At 72.7% G+C, this 15,315-nt stretch carries 9 protein-coding genes; 3 read left to right on the top strand and 6 right to left on the bottom strand.

What is annotated here, in order from left to right:
* Window positions 1–195: 195 nt before the first annotated feature.
* From ABZ340_RS06120 to ABZ340_RS06095, 6 genes are all read right to left on the bottom strand, one after another.
* A complete protein-coding gene (locus ABZ340_RS06120) occupies window positions 196–3,060 on the bottom strand; it encodes a hypothetical protein (RefSeq protein WP_358780539.1) in 2,865 nt (954 codons plus the stop codon).
* Between the two features lie 98 nt (window positions 3,061–3,158).
* Window positions 3,159–4,280: an AAA family ATPase gene (locus tag ABZ340_RS06115; RefSeq protein WP_358780538.1), complete on the bottom strand. Its 1,122-nt coding sequence runs from the start codon at window positions 4,278–4,280 to the stop codon at window positions 3,159–3,161.
* Window positions 4,281–4,409: 129 nt separating this feature from the next.
* Window positions 4,410–5,858 carry a VWA domain-containing protein gene (locus ABZ340_RS06110; protein ID WP_358780563.1) on the bottom strand — a complete coding sequence of 483 codons (1,449 nt, stop codon included), beginning with the start codon at window positions 5,856–5,858 and terminating at the stop codon, window positions 4,410–4,412.
* Window positions 5,859–5,905: 47 nt separating this feature from the next.
* A complete protein-coding gene (locus ABZ340_RS06105; RefSeq protein WP_358780537.1) occupies window positions 5,906–7,324 on the bottom strand; it encodes a hypothetical protein in 1,419 nt (472 codons plus the stop codon).
* Entirely contained in the window at window positions 7,294–7,764 is a 471-nt protein-coding gene (locus tag ABZ340_RS06100; protein ID WP_358780562.1) for a hypothetical protein, read from the bottom strand. Before ABZ340_RS06100 ends, ABZ340_RS06105 begins: the two co-directional genes overlap by 31 nt.
* A gap of 426 nt (window positions 7,765–8,190) precedes the next feature.
* Window positions 8,191–10,086, bottom strand: coding sequence for an ABC transporter ATP-binding protein (locus ABZ340_RS06095; protein WP_358780561.1), 1,896 nt, complete (start codon window positions 10,084–10,086; stop codon window positions 8,191–8,193).
* Window positions 10,087–10,430: 344 nt separating this feature from the next.
* Here ABZ340_RS06095 and ABZ340_RS06090 point away from each other — a divergent pair, with 344 nt between their 5' ends.
* From ABZ340_RS06090 to ABZ340_RS06080, 3 genes are all read left to right on the top strand, one after another.
* On the top strand, window positions 10,431–11,306 hold the full coding sequence (locus tag ABZ340_RS06090) for a lysylphosphatidylglycerol synthase domain-containing protein (RefSeq protein WP_358780560.1): 876 nt from the start codon (window positions 10,431–10,433) through the stop codon (window positions 11,304–11,306).
* Between the two features lie 513 nt (window positions 11,307–11,819).
* Window positions 11,820–12,974 carry a mechanosensitive ion channel family protein gene (locus ABZ340_RS06085; protein ID WP_358780536.1) on the top strand — a complete coding sequence of 385 codons (1,155 nt, stop codon included), beginning with the start codon at window positions 11,820–11,822 and terminating at the stop codon, window positions 12,972–12,974.
* Between the two features lie 37 nt (window positions 12,975–13,011).
* Window positions 13,012–15,231, top strand: a complete 2,220-nt coding sequence (locus tag ABZ340_RS06080) for an NADP-dependent isocitrate dehydrogenase (RefSeq protein WP_358780535.1) — start codon at window positions 13,012–13,014, stop codon at window positions 15,229–15,231.
* The last annotated feature ends 84 nt before the right edge of the window (window positions 15,232–15,315 follow it).

The raw sequence follows: 15,315 nt of genomic DNA, 5'->3' as shown, positions 1-15,315 counted from the left end.
CGGGACCTCGCACGTCCTCCAGGGCTGCGCGTCCCGCGGCCCGGGGCGATGCCTGCGGTCCGGGGTGATGCCCGCGGTCCGGCCTGCGGCTCCGTCCGGCACGGCCCTGTGCCCCGGTCCCCACCCGCCCGGTGACGGGAGAGTGGAGGGCGCGGGCCCCGCCCGCCTGGCCGGGACCTGCCCCACACCGCCCGGTCAGGACCCGCTCCGCACCGTCCGGCCGGATTCCGCCCCGCCCGGACGGAGTGTGGCCAGCAGCGCCCCCAGTGCCGTCGCCGTGTCCGGGTGGCGGCCGAGCAGGGCCGCGCCCTGCGGGCCGGTGTCCACCGGCTCCCACGTTCCCTCGCAGCCCAGCAGTCCGGCCAGCGCGTCGCACGCCGTGGGATGCGCGGCGAGGAGCGCGGCGCCTCGGACGGCGGCGGGGCGTGGCACCGGCGGGGCGGCGTCCACGGGCTGCCGGTCCCGCCACGGCGGCACCCACGCGTCGAGCGCGGCGAGCCTGCCGGGGAAGATGCGGCCGGCCTCGCGGACGAGGAGCGGTGCCAGGTCCGCGGCGCCGGACCGCAGGGTGGTGATCAGCGTCGGCAGCCAGGGCAGCAGGACCTGGTCCGGCAGCCGGGCGAAGGCGTTCGACACGGCTGCCACCACGACGTCCGACAGGCCCGGCACCGGTTCCAGCGCGTGCACGAAGCCGCTGAGGTAGCGGGGGTAGGACGGCACGACGAGCGGGTTGGCCAGCAGGCCGTCGCACTTTCGGCGCAGGCCGGTCCGGGACAGGCGGCCGAGCTGGACCTGGGCCGCCCACAGCAGTGCCGTCTTCGCCGGGTCCGTCGGGTGCGACTGGGCGACCGCCAGCTCCAGCTGGTTGCGGTCGCAGCCCAGGGAGAGGGCCAGGCTCTCCATGCTGAACAGGAAGCCCAGCATCGCCGCGACCTGGCGCACGGTGGCGTCCTCGTCGGTGAACGCCGTCGGCAGCAGGGTGCAGTAGTGGGCGTATCCCGTCTTGGCGAAGGACTCGATCCACGCGGGCAGGCGGGGTTCGCTGGTGCGGTAGTACGCCAGCAGCCGGCGGACCCGGCGCAGTACCTCCGGCGCGCCGTCGACGCTGCGTTCGCCCGCCAGGACTTCCAGGGCCCGGGTGCCCAGTTCGTCGGCGAGGCGCCGGCTGCGCAGGTACAGCGTCGCGTCCTCGACGGCCGCCAGGACGGTCGCCGCCCTCGCCCGGGGGTCGTAGGCCGTGCGGCGCAGGCGCTGCTCCAGGACCTGCTCGATGCTGACGCCCTCGTAGCCGAGTTCGATGAGGGCCCGCTGGTGGGTGCCCAGGGCGAGGTCCCACGACTCCTGGATGGGCCGCTCCCCGAGCCGCCGCTCGCCCATGATCGGCCGGGCGGCGCCCTGCGGCAGCAGGTACCGCAGGATCCACAGCGTGTCCGAGCACCGCTCCAGTTCCGGCCGGGAGGCGATGTCGAGCAACGCCCGCCGGACGCCGCGCTGCTGGAGTTTCAGGTTCAGCGGCGCGAGCCGGTCGTACACGTCCCGGGCGAGCGGGGGCAGCGCGTCGTAGCCGACCCGGCCGATCCGGTCGCCGCCCATCATGATCTCCACGAGCCGCCGCACGTCGCGCCGGCCGGGCACGGTGTCCTTCTCGATGCAGGTGACGGCCGCGTCCTGGAAGTCGTACGGCGTCGGCTTGGCCCGGTCGCGCAGGCCGGCCAGCAGGATCGACGTCTCGAACACGGCGATGGCGTCGGCGGTGGAGGCGAGGTAGCCGTTGCGGCGCGCGGCGCGCACGATCTCCACCGACCAGCCGAGGAGTTCGGCCTCGTCGAGGCGGTCCAGGGCGGGCGGCTGCCGCAGGAAGCCGGTCAGCTTGTCGGCGGGCGGGGCGGCCGGCCGGGCCGGCGGCGGTGCTGCTCCTCCGCGGCCGGTCTTCTCGGTGCCCGCCTGGCCCGCAAGCCGGAACGGCCGGACTCCGCTGCGCCGGAGCTGCTTGGCCCAGGTGGTCGCGGCGATCGACACGGAGCCCGCGGCGAGGCCGAACTGCGCCTCGATCGCCGCGTGGCTGGAGGGGATCAGGCCGTGCTGCCAGGTGCTGCCGCTGGGCGGGCTGATCTCGAAGGTGTCGCAGCCGTGCACGCCGAACTCGGCGACGCGGCTGGCCGCGTGGAACGCGCCGCACACGTAGAGGCAGTCGGCGGGGTCGGTGCCGGTCGCGGCGAGGTGCTCGCGCATCCGGGTCCACATGTACCGCTCGCGGTCCTCGTCCACCCGCACCCGGTGCGGGTCGCCGGGTGCGAGGCGGCGGAACAGGCTGCCGATCAGGAACATGACCTGCCGGTAGGTGTCGTGGTCGCTGTCGCCGAGCGGCAGCTCCACGTACTGGTGCCACCACTCCGACCAGTGCCGCACCCGGCCGTGGCGCAGCAGGTGTTCCTCCAGTTCGGCGAAGCGGGGCCTCAGGTCGCCCAGGTCGACGCCGACCGCGTCGCCGTGCAGGGCGGCCTCCTCCTCGGCCGGCGGTGCGTCCGGGCCGGCGGGTTCCGCGGCTGCGGGGCCGGCCGCGTCCCACTGGAAGACGTGGTCGGAGGAGCGGTCGACGAGGACGAGGTCGACGCCGGGCGTCTCCAGGGCGTAGGCGATCGCCTGGTACTCGGCGGACGCCTCGGTGATCGGCGCGACCACCGACAGGGGCGACCAGTCGGCCGGGAAGCCCTTGACGTCGGTGGCGAACGCCTGGAGGGCCACGGGGAGCTTGCAGTTGCGCAGCTCGGTCAGGAGCGGTGCCATGTCCTCGCACAGCTCCAGGTACACCACCTTGGGCCGCTTCTCCCGCAGGCGCCGCGCCATGGCGAGCGCGGATGCCGGGGAGTGGTGGCAGACCGGGAAGATCTCCAGGGGTTCGCGCAGCGCGCGGTCGACGTCGTCGACGAGGCCGAGGAGGATGTCCTGGAGCGCGTCGGGCCCGCCGGCGAACGTCTCGGCGGCTTCCTGGAGCTGTGTGCGCAGCGCGGTGAACGTCCCTTCCCGCTCGTCCTCCTGCGTCACGACTTTCCGTGTCATTTCCTGTCGCTGTGACACTTCCTGTTGCCGTGTCTCTTCCGGTTGCTGTGTCACTTCCTGTTTCCGGGTCACTTCCTGCGCGTCTTCCTGTCGGGCGGTCACGACAGGGTGGCGATCGCGTCGCGGCCGCCCTCGAGGAACTCCGGCCAGGGCCCGCCCACGTCCTTGCTGCGCGGCTCGACGACGCCGTGCAGGTACTTGTTGAGGATGGCGAGGTCCTCCGGTGCGCGGCGGGCCAGCGAACCGACCAGCGAGGAGGCGAGGGTGCGGGCGGTCAGCGTGCGCTCGCCGAAGAAGTTGCTGTGCAGGATCGCGTCCTCCAGCACGCCGATCTGCTCGGCGGTGGACAGCGCGGACTCCAGCTTCTCGTCGTCGCTCGCGGCGGAGGCGGCCGAGGCGCGCAGGTCGGCGAAGCTCCGCAGCAGCACGTCCAGCAGCGTGGGCGGCACGTCGAGCTCTATCCGGTGCCGGCGCAGCAGTTCCTCGGTGCGGAAGCGGACGATCTCCGCCTCGCTCTTCTTGTTGCTCACGACCGGGATGCGGACGAAGTTGAAGCGGCGCTTGAGGGCCGAGGACAGGTCGTTGACGCCGCGGTCGCGGCTGTTGGCGGTGGCGATGATCGAGAAGCCGGGCTTGGCGAAGACGATGTTGTCGCTGTTGTCGCTGTCGAGTTCGGGGACGGAGATGTACTTCTCCGACAGGATCGAGATGAGCGCGTCCTGGACGTCGCTGGTGGAGCGGGTGAGTTCCTCGAAGCGGCCGATGGCGCCGGTCTCCATCGCGGTCATGATCGGGGAGGGGATCATCGACTCCCGCGACTGCCCCTTGGCGATCACCATGGACACGTTCCAGGAGTACTTGATGTGGTCCTCGGTCGTGCCGGCCGTGCCCTGCACGACGAGGGTGGAGTTGCGGCAGATGGCGGCGGCGAGCAGCTCGGCCAGCCAGCTCTTGCCGGTGCCCGGGTCGCCGATGAGCAGCAGGCCGCGGTCGGAGGCGAGGGTGACGATGGAGCGCTCGACGAAGCTCCGGTCGCCGAACCACTTCTGGGAGATCTCCCGGTCCAGGCCGTCGGCCCGCTCGGAGCCCAGGATGAACAGGCGGACCATCTTCGGCGACAGCCGCCAGGAGAACGGCTTGGGGCTGTCGTCGACGGACTCCAGCCAGTCCAGTTCCTCGGCGTACTTGATCTCGGCGGGGGCGCGCAGCAGGTCGGACATGAGAAGGGGCCTTTCTTGGACGTCTTGGGTGACTTGAGCGTCTTGGACGGCCTGACCGTCCGGACGGCTCGAGCGTGTGGGCGGCTCGAGCGTGTGGGCGGCTCGAGCGTCTTGGATGTCCTGGACGGCTCAGGCGAGGAACGTCTTGAGCTCGTGGACGAGCTTGCGGATGTGACCGGAGATCACCGGGGTGCCGAGGTCCTTGAAGCGCTCCCGGAACCACGGGTTGACGCTGCCGCGGCCGGCGCTGGTGACCGAGCCGACGGGGATGAACTTGACGCCGGAGCGGTGCAGGTTCGCCATCGACTCGAACAGCGGCTCGGTCTGCCACTCGTAGAAGTCGGAGATCCACACCACGACGGTGTTGCGGGGCTCGGCGATCTTCGGCCGGGCGAGCGCCATGGCGGCCGTGCCGTCGGTGCCGCCGCCCAGGTTGGTGCGCAGCAGCGTCTCGAAGGGGTCGTGCACCCATGGCGTCAGGTCCAGGGCCTGGGTGTCGTACGCGATGAGGTGGACGTCCACCTTCGGCAGCCCGGCGAAGATCGACGCCAGGATGGTGCAGTTCACCATGGAGTCGACCATCGAGCCGGACTGGTCGACGACGACGATCAGCCGCTGGGGCGTGGTCTTGCGGGCGGTGTGACGGTAGTAGAGCCGGTCGACGTAGAGCCGTTCCCCTTCCGGGTCCCAGTTGGTGAGGTTCTTCCAGATCGTGCGGTCCAGGTCGAGGTTGCGGAACACCCGCTTGGGCGGCACGGACCGGTCCAGGGCGCCGACCGTGCTCTTCTCCACCTGGGTGCGCAGCACCTGGGCGACCTCGTCGACGAAGCGGCGGATCAGGGCCTTGGCGTTGGCCAAGGCGACGCCGGACAGGTTGTTCTTGTCGCGCAGCAGCTGCTCGATCAGGGACATGCTCGGCGTCAGCCGCGCGGCGAGGTGGGGGTCGGCGAGGACCTCGCGCAGCCGCATCCGGCTGACGAGGCCGGCCTCGATGGCGCCCAGGTCGGGGCCGATGGCCGGGATCAGCGTGCCCAGGTCGGGCGTGGCGCCGCGGCCACCGGTGCCGGTCGGGCTGACGCCCCGGCCGGGCGATCCGGCCGCTCCTGTCCCACCTGTCCCTCCGGCCGCTCCTCCGGGCCGGCCGCCCCGCAGTTCACCCGGCGTGCAGCCGAGCGCCCGCTCCAGCCAGCCCGCGTCGGACTGCCAGCGGCTCAACTGCCCGGCGGTGACCCTGCCGGAGACCGGGCCGAAGACGTTGAGCAGCACCTTCGACACCAGGGCCGCGCGCCGCACCTCGGCCGCGCGGTCACGGCCGTCCTCGTCGGGCGCGGGGGTCATCAGACCGTCGAACTCGGCGGCCAGCTCCGGGTGGCGCTGCACGATCGCGTCGACGGATGCCTGCGGGTCCAGCAGCGCGGGCGGCAGGCCGATGTCCTCGACGACGGCCAGGCTCGCCGACTCCAGCGCCGCCTGCTCCTCGGGATCGAACAGGCGGGCCAGCAGCCGCCAGTACAGGACCTGCCTGCGATTGTCGTACGGGTCCGGCCCGGTGGGAGCTCCGGTCTCGCCCTCGGCCATGCCGTCGGCCCTGTGCTCGGCCATGTCCTCCCTTCCCGTGGTCTCCGTCATGCGCGCAACAGCCTTCCGGCTCGCTCGCGCAGCACCGTCACGGCGTCGGCGGCGGCCTTCTCGGCCTTGGCGCCGGCCTTGTCGGTGGTGCCGCCGGCCCAGGCCCCGGCGTGGAGGGCGACGGTCTTCTTCCGCACGGTCTTCTCGACGGCGAGCGGCTGGAGGCGGAACTCCCCCGCGTCCCAGCGGAGCAGGCCGAGGCAGGCGCCGGAGGCCGCGACCGCTTCCGGCGTGAGCGGTCCGGCCGCCGGGATGCGGTCGGTGTCCACGGCGATCCGGTGCCCGGTGACGGTGAACGCCAGTGCGCCGTCGTCCCGCTGGACTGCATAGCCCTCCAGGAACACCGGTACGGCGATGCGCGCGGGGTGCCGGTCCAGGGGTGCGGCCGCGCGGGCGGTGGCGGTGGGCAGGGCGACGCGGGCGGTGGCGAACGCGTCGGCGGGCTCGCCCGGGCGCGCGTGTGCGTCGTCCCAGAGCAGGTCGTCCTCGGCGGTGACCGGCATGTCGGTGAGCTCCATCGACAGGCCCTCCCCGGCCGCCGCCAGCAGTGACATGTGCGGACGCAGCAGCTGCCAGACGCCGGCTCCGACGACCGTGTCCGGCTTCGGGGCGGACACGGAGGCCCGCACCAGGCGGGGCGTGCCGCCGTCGGACGGTTCCAGGACGGCGTGGATCTGGGCCTGCGCGGCGGTGGCGTGTTCGTGCAGGTCGATGCCGAGGGGCAGCAGCCGACCGGTGACGGTGCCGGTCACGGGCGTGTCCGCGGCGCCGGGCACCGTCAGGACCAGGGCGCGCGACCACAGGTCGCCCCAGCGGCGGGCCGGGACGTGGTCCAGGGTGGCGCCGGGGCAGGAGGCGGCGAGTTCGGCGGCGAAGCCGTCCAGGAGCGTGGCCAGGCGGCGCAGTGCGGGGTCCGGGAGCATCGCGGAGACGACCGGGGCGGCCTGGGCGACCACGTCGTGGTCGATGCCCTGCCATCCGGCGCGGGCCAGGTCGGCCAGCCAGGAGCGGGCGGCGGCGAGCAGGTTGGCGCCCTGCGGCGCGCCGGGTTCCGCGGTCGTCGGCTCGGCGAAGGTGCGGCCGGTGGCTTCCTCGACGCGGGCCGTCAGCGCGTCGTGCGCGGCGCCGAGCAGGGCGGTGCGGGCGGCGGCGAGCGCGACGAAGTGGTCCTCGCCCGCCGCTCCGTCCGCCGCCTTCCGGGCCGCCTCGGCGACCTGGGCGGCGAGCGGCGTGCCCGTGACGGCGTGGGCGAGCTCCGTCAGGCCGGCCGCCTGCTCGGGCCGGGGGCGGAGCAGGCCGCCGACGAGGGCGCGGTCCAGGGCGTCGACGGCGGCGAGGGCCTCGTCGAGTCCGGCGACGGGTTCGGTGAGCAGGTCGGCGCGCATCAGGCCACCGCCCTGGCCGGGAGGAACCACTGCATCTCGGGCAACGGCACGTTCGTGGGGGCGAGTTCGAGGTAGGCCAGGTGGCGCAGGAACCGGCTGAAGACGGCGGCGGCCGCCGTGCCGTCCGCCTGCGGCGGCCGGGTGCCGGCCATGGCCTGGGTGAGGGACGGGGCGTCCTGCTGTCCGTCCGCGGTCTCGACCTTCAGGTAGCGGGCGACGCGTGCGGCTCCGTACTGCAGGACCGCCTCGGTGACCAGAGCCCGGATGTGGTTGCAGAATCCGCCGCGGGCGCCGCCGCAGGGGCGGTTGTTGTTGGTGCTGCACGCGAAGGCGTAGGTGCCGGCGGCGACGGACGAGACGTAGACCCGCTCGATGTCGGAGCCGCTGGAGACGACGCCCTGCAGGCGCCCCTCGGCCAGTTCGACGAACGGCACCTTGGCCAGCTTGCGGGGCCTGGCCGGCCGTATCACCCGCGCTGTGCTCGACTGCGCCCAGTCCTCCTGGGCCCGCCGGTTCTCAAGGCATGACAAGGCACCATCTCCTTTGCCGCATACGGGAATCCGCGCCACGTGGCGCAACACGACCGAACATAGCGGCGACCACTGACAACGCCGTGGGAGGAGACCTGGGCGACACGGCGTCAGGCGGTGCGCGTGCCGACGGGGGAGGCGTGCCGACGGTGCGCATACGGTGCGCATGCCGGCGGGGGGCGTGATCGTGCAGGACGGGGCACGGCGCGCAGGACGGGGCACGGCGCGCGGGGCGGGGCACGGCGCGCGAGGCGGGGCACGGCGCGCGGGATCACGGCCGGCCCCGCCGGGCAGCCGTACGGCATCCGCGACTGCCCCTTCCGCGCCCCGCGCCCCGTGGCCGCCCACCGGATCTTCGGGAATCCTCTAGGCCGCCGGCTCCGCCATCATGGGGGCCGTCCCGGACGGCTGCCGTTCGAACTGGGTGCGGTACAGGTCGGCGTACCGGCCGCCCGCCGCCAGGAGTTCGTCGTGCGTACCGCGCTCGACGACGCGTCCGGCCTCGACGACCAGGATCTGGTCGGCGGCGCGGACCGTGGACAGGCGGTGGGCGATGACGACGGCCGTCCTGCCCTCCAGGGCCTCGGTGAGGGCCTCCTGGACGGCGGCCTCCGAGGTGTTGTCGAGGTGGGCGGTGGCCTCGTCGAGGATGACGACCCGCTGGCGGGCCAGCAGCAGCCGGGCGATGGTCATGCGCTGGCGTTCGCCGCCGGACAGACGGTAGCCGCGCTCGCCGACCACCGTGTCCAGGCCGTCGGGCAGGGAGAGTACGAGCCCGTCGAGGCGGGCGCGGCGCAGGGCGTCCCACAGGTCGGCGTCGGTGGCATCGGGCCGGGCGAGCAGGAGGTTGGCGCGGACGGTGTCGTGGAAGAGGTGGCCGTCCTGGGTGACCATGCCGACGGTCTCGCGCAGGGAGCGGGCGCTCAGGTCGCGGACGTCGACGCCGCCGACGCGGACGGCGCCCGCGTCGACGTCGTACAGGCGCGGCAGCAGCTGGGCGATGGTCGACTTGCCGGCGCCGGAGGAGCCGACGAGGGCGATCGTCCGGCCGGGTTCGGCGCGGAAGGAGACGCCGTGCAGGACCTCGTCCCCGCCACGGGTGTCCAGGGAGGCGACCTCCTCCAGGGAGGCCAGGGAGACCTTGTCGGCGGACGGGTAGGCGAAGCGGACGTTCTCGAACTCGACCGCGACCGGCCCGTCGGGGACCTCGCGGGCGTCGGGCTTGTCCTCGATGAGCGGCTTGAGGTCCAGCACCTCGAAGACGCGCTCGAAGCTGACGAGGGCGCTCATTACCTCCACGCGCGCCCCTGCGAGCGCCGTGAGCGGCGCGTACATGCGGGTCAGGAGCAGCGCCAGCGACACGACGGCGCCCGGCTCCAGGGTGCCGCGCAGGGCGAACCAGCCGCCAAGGCCGTAGACGAGCGCGAGCGCGAGGGCGGAGACCAGGGTCAGGGCGGTGATGAACGTGGCCTGGGCGGTCGCCGTGCGCACGCCGATGTCGGCGACCCGGCGGGCCCGTACCGCGAACTGGGCCGACTCCTCCTCCGGCCGCCCGAAGAGTTTGACCAGCGTGGCGCCGGGCGCGGAGAACCGCTCGGTCATGCGCGTCCCCATGGCGGCGTTGAGCGTGGCGGCCTCCCGCTGCATGCGGGCCATACGGCTGCCCATCCGCCGGGCCGGGATCACGAACACCGGGAGCAGCACCAGCGCGAGCAGGGTGATCTGCCAGGACAGGGTGAGCATGACGGCGAGGGTGAGCAGCAGCGTGACCAGGTTGCTGACCACGCCGGACAGGGTGTTGCTGAAGGCTCGCTGGGCGCCGATGACGTCGTTGTTGAGCCGGGAGACGAGCGCGCCCGTACGGGTGCGGGTGAAGAAGGCGACCGGCATGCGCTGCACATGGTCGAACACGGCGGTGCGCAGATCGAGGATGAGCCCCTCCCCGAGCATGGCCGACAGGCGGCGGGCGAGGATGCCGAGCGCCGCCTCCACGATCGCGATGAGGGCGATCAGGAGGGCCAGGCGGACGACGGTGCCCTCGTCACCGCCCGTCACGATCGCGTCGACGACCTGCCCGGCCAGGACGGGAGTGGCGACGGCGAGCAGCGCGGTCGCCACCCCGAGCAGCACGAACACGGTGATGCGGCGGCGGTGCGGGCGGGCGAAGGCGCCGATGCGGCGCAGCGTCGCGCGGGCGAGGGGACGGCGTTCCTGCTCGGCGTTCATGACGCTGTGCAGCTGGGTCCAGGCTGTGGTCTCCATGCTCATGGCAGCAACTTAGAACCTCAAGCTTTGTTGAGGTCAAGGGTAGAGAGGCCGAAGGCCTGAAGGGTCGAGAGGGCGAGGGGGCGAGGAGGCGAGGAGGCGAGGAGGCGAGGAGGCGAGGAGGCGAGGAGGCGAGGGGGCGAGAGACCGAGAAGACCGAGGAGCGTCGGCTGTCCGGACGTAAGCCGCCGTCCCCGCCCGCGCCACCCGTCGTTGGCGCGGCGCGGGCACACTGCCGGGATGTGACAGCAGTCCAGTTTCCCGGCCTCACCCGGACACGCCTCCCCCGTCGCGTCCCGGTCCGCCTCGTCCTCTGCCTCCTGCCGCCGGTGCTCGTCGCCGTGGTCGCGGTGCGGCACCGGTCCGTGCTCACCGAGGGCGTGCGCCATCTCGGCACCACCGAGTGGCCCTGGCTGGCGGCCGCGGCCGGGGCCACCTGCCTGACCTGGGTCGCCGCCGCCTGCACCCGTCAGGGCGCCGTCGTCGAACGGCTGCCCCGGCGACGGCTGCTCGCCGCGCAGTTCGCGGCGGGCGCCGCCAACCACCTGCTGCCGACGGGCCTCGGCGCGAACGTGGTGAACCTGCGGTTCATGACGGTGTGCGGTCTGCCGCTCGCCCGCTCCTCGGCCGCTCTCGCGCTGTACCTGCTGGCCGGGAGCGCCGGCCGGCTGGCCCTGCTGGGCGCGCTGCTGGCCGCGTTCCCGGGTGCCCTGCGGCTCGGCACCCTGCTGCCCGAAGGAGCGCTCGGCCCCCTCGCCCTGGCCGCCGGAGCGGTACTGCTCGCCGCGGCGGGCGCCCTGGCCCTCGTACGGCGGCTGCGCACGGCCGCGCTCTCCTTCCTGCGGACGGCGCTCGGTGAAGCGCGCGCGGTCCACACACGCCCGGCGCGGGCGCTGGCGCTGTGGGGCGGGGCGCTCGCCTTCCCCGCGCTCCAGGCGGCCGGGCTGGTCCTGGTCGGACGGGCGCTGGGGCTGCCGGTGCCGGCCGCGCACATGGCACTGGCGTACCTGGCCGCGACGGCCGCGGCGGCCCTGGTGCCCACGCCGGGCGGCCTCGGCTCCGTCGAGGCGGCGCTGGTGCTGGCCCTGGTCGCGGTGGGCGGCCCGGCGGCCGTGGCGACGGCGGTGGTCCTCGCCTACCGGATCATCACGGTGTGGCTGCCGCTGGTGCCGGGGGCGCTGGCCCTGGGGGCACTGGTACGGCTGAAGGCGATCTGACGGCGCCGCCCGGGGGGGCGGGGACAAGGACCTCGGGCAGGGACAGGGACCCCGGGTAAGGACAGGGACCTCGGGCAAGGACAGGGGCCCCGACAGGAACAAGGACCCCGGCAGGAACAAGGTCCCCGGCAGAGACAAGGACCCCGGCAGGAACAAGGTCCCCGGCAGAGACAAGGACCCCGGCAGGAACAAGGTCCCCGGCAGAGACAAGGACCCCGGCCAGGAAAAGGGCCCCCACCGCAGGGACAGGATCCCAACAGTCACCCGGCCCCCACCAAGTCACCCCTCTCCCACCACCCGCCGGGTCCGGTACGGATCACCACCCCGCATACGGCAGGATGAGCGGTCGCGTCGGTCGAACTCCTTTACGGACCCCCTTGCGGCCCCCCTGACGGACCGACGCGATCGCACATCCCGGAATCGAGCAGGTGACGACGTGACGACACTTCACACCCGGCCGTCGGCGAACGCTTTCGCCACAGCTGTCCTCCTCACGGTCCCGGGAGGTGACCGGTGACGCGCGACCTCACCGTGGACGACCTGATCCTGGCCGGCGTCGCGCTGGCCGCGGGCCTGCTGGGGGCGTTCCTGCTGCGCATGCTGCTGCGCTGGCTCGGCAAGCACGCCGGACGCACCCGCTGGAGCGGCGACGACGTCATCGTGGACGCGCTGCGCTCGGTACTCCCATGGGCCGCGGTCGTGGGCGGCGCGGCGGGTTCCGCGGCGGCGCTGCCGCTGACGCGGACGGTGCAGCACAACGTCTACCAGGCGCTGACCGTGCTGCTGATCTTCGTGGTGACCCTGTCGGCGGCACGGGTGATCGCCGGTCTGGTCCGCACGGTGGCGCAGTCCCGTTCCGGGGTCGCGGCCTCGGCGACGATCTTCGTCAACATCACCCGGATCGTGGTGCTGGCGATCGGCTTCCTGATCGTACTGCAGACCCTCGGCATCTCCATCGCCCCGCTGCTCACCGCCCTGGGCGTGGGCGGCCTGGCCGTCGCCCTGGCCCTCCAGGACACGCTCGCCAACCTCTTCGCGGGCCTCCACATCCTGGCCTCGAAGACCGTGCAGCCCGGTGACTACATCCGGCTCAGCAGCGGCGAGGAGGGCTACGTCGAGGACATCAACTGGCGGCAGACCACCGTCCGCGACCTGTCCAACAACCTGGTCGTGATCCCGAACGGGCAGCTGGCGAAGACGAACATGACCAACTTCATGCGTCCCGAGCAGCAGCTGACCATCACGGTCCAGGTGGGGGTCGCCTACGACAGCGACCTGGAACAGGTGGAGCGGGTGACGGCCGAGGTCGTCGCCGAGGTGATGACCGAGATCACCGGCGCCGTCCCGGAGCACGAGCCGGCGATCCGCTTCCACACCTTCGGCGACTCCCGCATCGGGTTCACGGTGATCCTCGGCGTGGGCGAGTTCAGCGACCAGTACCGGATCAAGCACGAGTTCATCAAGCGCCTGCACCGGCGCTACCGCGAGGAGGGCATCCGCATCCCGGCGCCCGCCCGCACGGTGGCGCTGCAGCAGGGCGCGGTGGTGATCCCCCAGCAGCGCACCGGCGACGGCCTCGCCGAGGGCCTCGGCGCCGGTCCGGGCGGAATGGCCGCGAATCTCCCCGCGGACCCCTGTCGAGACGACGTCGATCACGAGATATCTTGATGTCGAGCAATGTTGCAGACGTGGAGCGGAGCACCCGGTGACTGACTCGACCATCATCTATACGCACACTGACGAGGCCCCGGCCCTGGCGACGTATTCCTTCCTGCCGGTGGTCCAGGCGTACGCCTCGCAGGCGGGCGTCGCGGTGGAGACCCGCGACATCTCGCTGGCCGGCCGCATCATCGCCGTGTTCCCGGAGTACCTCACCGAGGACCAGCGCATCCCGGACGCCCTCGCGGAGCTGGGCGAGCTCGCCAAGACGCCCGCCGCCAACATCATCAAGCTGCCGAACATCTCGGCGTCGATCCCGCAGCTCAAGGCCGCCATCGCCGAGCTGCAGGGCCAGGGCTACGCGCTGCCGGACTACCCGGACGACCCGAAGACCGACGAGGAGCGCGAGATCCGCGCCCGCTACGACAAGGTCAAGGGCTCCGCGGTCAACCCGGTCCTGCGCGAGGGCAACTCCGACCGCCGCGCCCCGGCCTCGGTGAAGAACTACGCCAAGACCCACCCGCACCGCATGGGCGCCTGGACCGCCGAGTCCAAGACCAACGTGGCGACCATGGGCGAGAACGACTTCCGCTCCACCGAGAAGTCCGTGATCATCGCCGAGGACGGCACGCTGCGCATCGAGCTGGTCGGTGACGACGGCTCCACCACCGTGCTGCGCGAGTCCGTGCCCGTCCAGAAGGGCGAGGTCGTCGACGCCTCCGTGATGCGCGTCGCCGCGCTGCGCGAGTTCCTCGCCGCGCAGGTCGCCCGCGCCAAGCAGGAGGGCGTGCTGTTCTCCGTGCACCTGAAGGCCACGATGATGAAGGTCTCCGACCCGATCATCTTCGGCCACGTGGTGCGCGCCTTCTTCCCGAAGACCTTCGCGAAGTACGGCGAGACGCTCGCCGCGGCCGGCCTTACCCCGAACGACGGCCTGGGCGGCATCTACAAGGGCCTGGAGTCCCTGCCCGAGGGCGCCGAGATCAAGGCGTCCTTCGACGCCGAGCTCGCCGAGGGTCCGGAGCTGGCGATGGTCGACTCCGACAAGGGCATCACCAACCTGCACGTGCCCTCGGACGTCATCATCGACGCCTCCATGCCGGCCATGATCCGCACCTCCGGCCACATGTGGGGCCCGGACGGCCAGGAGCACGACGCCCTCGCCGTCATCCCGGACTCCTCCTACGCGGGCGTGTACCAGGCCGTCATCGACGACTGCCGCGCCCACGGCGCCTACGACCCGTCGACCATGGGCTCGGTCCCGAACGTCGGCCTCATGGCGCAGAAGGCCGAGGAGTACGGCAGCCACGACAAGACCTTCGAGATCCCGGTCACGGGCACCGTCCGCCTGGTCGACCAGAACGGCACCGCCGTCATCGAGCAGACCGTCTCCGCCGGTGACATCTTCCGCGCCTGCCAGACCAAGGACGCCCCGATCAAGGACTGGGTGAAGCTGGCCGTCACCCGCGCCCGCGCCACCGGCGACCCGGCGGTGTTCTGGCTGGACGCCACCCGCGCCCACGACGCCAACCTGATCAAGAAGGTCGAGCAGTACCTGCCGGAGCACGACACCGAGGGCCTGGACATCAAGATCCTGTCCCCGGTCGAGGCGACCAAGCTGTCGGTGGAGCGCATCCGCCGCGGCGAGAACACCATCTCGGTCACCGGCAACGTGCTGCGCGACTACCTCACCGACCTCTTCCCCATCCTGGAGCTGGGCACCAGCGCCAAGATGCTGTCGGTGGTCCCGCTGATGGCGGGCGGCGGCCTGTTCGAGACCGGTGCCGGCGGCTCCGCGCCCAAGCACGTGCAGCAGCTGGTCAAGGAGAACTACCTGCGCTGGGACTCCCTCGGTGAGTTCTTCGCCCTGGTGCCGTCCCTGGAGCAGTACGCCGAGGCCACGGGCAACGCCCGCGCCAAGGTCCTCGCCGACGCCCTCGACCGCGCCACGGCGACCTTCCTCAACGAGGACAAGTCCCCGACCCGCCGCGTCGGCGGCATCGACAACCGCGGCAGCCACTTCTACCTGTCCCTGTACTGGGCGCAGGAGCTGGCCCGGCAGACCGACGACGCGGACCTGGCGAAGGCCTTCGCGCCGCTCGCCGAGACGCTCGCCGCCAACGAGCAGAAGATCGTCGACGAGCTGAACGCCGTCCAGGGCAAGCCGGTGGACATCGGCGGCTACTACCAGCCCGACCCGGCCAAGGCCGCCGAGGTCATGCGCCCGTCGGCCACCTGGAACGAGGCGCTGGCCTCGCTGAGCTGACGCTCACGTCGCCGAGCCGACATCCGCGTCCCTGAACTGATCGAGGACGCCCTCAGGCGCCCCGTCTCCGCCCCGGCGGAGGCG

Origin of the sequence: Streptomyces sp. NPDC006134, from assembly GCF_040628835.1 — a bacterium.
Lineage (GTDB): Bacteria > Actinomycetota > Actinomycetes > Streptomycetales > Streptomycetaceae > Streptomyces.
Note: the sequence above shows the minus strand (reverse complement) of the source record. Positions and strands in the feature narration are given on the sequence as shown.

What these genes read in the sequence shown, in the direction of transcription:
- ABZ340_RS06120 (WP_358780539.1), bottom strand. Translation starts at nt 3,060, where the DNA reads ATGACACGGAAAGTCGTGACGCAGGAGGACGAGCGGGAAGGGACGTTC.
- ABZ340_RS06115 (WP_358780538.1), bottom strand. Translation starts at nt 4,280, where the DNA reads ATGTCCGACCTGCTGCGCGCCCCCGCCGAGATCAAGTACGCCGAGGAA.
- ABZ340_RS06110 (WP_358780563.1), bottom strand. Translation starts at nt 5,858, where the DNA reads ATGGCCGAGGGCGAGACCGGAGCTCCCACCGGGCCGGACCCGTACGAC.
- ABZ340_RS06095 (WP_358780561.1), bottom strand. Translation starts at nt 10,086, where the DNA reads ATGGAGACCACAGCCTGGACCCAGCTGCACAGCGTCATGAACGCCGAG.